The sequence below is a fragment of the Clostridium sp. LY3-2 genome, assembly GCF_024705715.1.
Taxonomy (GTDB): Bacteria; Bacillota; Clostridia; order Clostridiales; family Clostridiaceae; genus Clostridium.
The window spans coordinates 1-1,573 of record NZ_JAMDLQ010000040.1; the positions used below are offsets into that span (position 1 = coordinate 1).

Annotated in this window: 1 protein-coding gene and 1 pseudogene; both read right to left on the reverse strand. The window is 38.8% G+C overall.

Annotated features, from left to right (window positions below; translation table 11 throughout):
- Positions 1–778: pseudogene (locus M4I33_RS12810) on the reverse strand (hypothetical protein); the annotation flags it as partial.
- Between the two features lie 202 nt (positions 779–980).
- Complete coding sequence (locus M4I33_RS12815) at positions 981–1,523, reverse strand: NADH peroxidase (RefSeq protein WP_257917163.1); 543 nt, start codon at positions 1,521–1,523, stop codon at positions 981–983.
- Between the last annotated feature and the right edge of the window lie 50 nt (positions 1,524–1,573).

Genomic DNA, 1,573 nt, shown 5'->3' on the forward strand with positions numbered 1-1,573 from the left:
GTCCTTGTGCTCCTGTTAATCCTTGTGGACCTTGTGGTCCTGCTGGCCCTTGTGGTCCTACTGGTCCTTGTGGTCCTGTTTCTCCATTTTCACCTTGTGGTCCTTGTGCTCCTGTTAATCCTTGTGGACCTGTTGCCCCTGTGTCTCCTTTTGGTCCTTGTGCTCCTGTTAATCCTTGTGGACCTTGTGGTCCTGCTGGCCCTTGTGGTCCTACTGGTCCTTGTGGTCCTATTTCACCATTTTCACCTTGTGGTCCTTGTGCTCCTGTTAATCCTTGTGGGCCTGTTGCTCCTGTGTCTCCCTTTGGTCCTGTAGATCCTGTATCTCCCTTTGGTCCTGTAGATCCTGTGTCTCCCTTTGGACCTACTGGCCCTTGTGGTCCTGTTTCACCATTTTCTCCATTTTCACCTTGTGGCCCTTGTGCTCCTGTTAATCCTTGTGGTCCTGTAGCTCCTGTGTCTCCTTTTGCTCCTTGAGCTCCTGCTAATCCTTGTGGTCCTTGTGGTCCTGCTTGACCTTGTGGCCCTGGATCTCCTTTTGGCCCTGTAGATCCTGTATCTCCCTTTGGTCCTGTAGCTCCTGTGTCTCCTTTTGGACCTACCGGCCCTTGTGGGCCTACACAACAACAATTAAAATTTTTCTTTTCATTATCATCATGTTCAAATATATCGCTAAAACAATTATTGTCATCTTTACAACATCCATTTTCAGATATTGGCCTTTTTTTGCATTTTATAATATCATTATAACTACTTTTCTTATCAAAATCTGAACTCATTTTGCCTCCTAAAAGTGAATTTTCTACTATATAATACTCACTTAAATATATTTAGTTACATATTTCTACAAAATCAGAAAACAAACAATTCCATTTTATGTTTTCCTATACATAAAAAAAAGACTACAAATTTTGTAGTCTTTTTCCTTATAGATTAAAAGGGAATTTTTTATTAGGAGTTTATATATTTAATGCATAAATATTATGCAAAATATCTTTCTAATAAGCCTTTAAACGCTTTTCCGTGTCTAGCTTCATCTTTGCACATTTCATGAACTGTATCATGAACTGCATCTAGGTTTAATTGTTTAGCTAATGTAGCTAATTCTTTTTTACCTTGGCAAGCTCCGTATTCTGCATCTACTCTTTTTTGTAAGTTAACTTTTGTATCTGCATCAACTAATTCTCCTAAAAGTTCAGCAAATTTTGCAGCATGTTCTGCTTCTTCAAATGCTATTCTTTTATAAGCTTCTGCAACTTCTGGGAATCCTTCTCTATCAGCTTGTCTTGACATTGCAAGATACATTCCAACTTCTGTACATTCTCCCATAAAGTTTGCTTGTAATCCTTCTACGATTCTTGGATCTACGTCTTTAGCTACTCCGATTCTATGTTCGTCAGCCCAAGCCATTTCTCCTACTTGCTCTTGGAATTTGTCAGCACCTACTCCACATACTGGGCATTTTTCTGGTGCAGTTTCTCCTTCATGAATATAACCACAAACTGTACATACAAATTTTTTCATAATAATCTCTCCTCTTCTTATAACACATTTATATTTAATATTTATTAATT

Coding starts and splice junctions, on each gene's coding strand:
- M4I33_RS12815 (WP_257917163.1), bottom strand. CDS start 1,523: ATGAAAAAATTTGTATGTACAGTTTGTGGTTATATTCATGAAGGAGAA.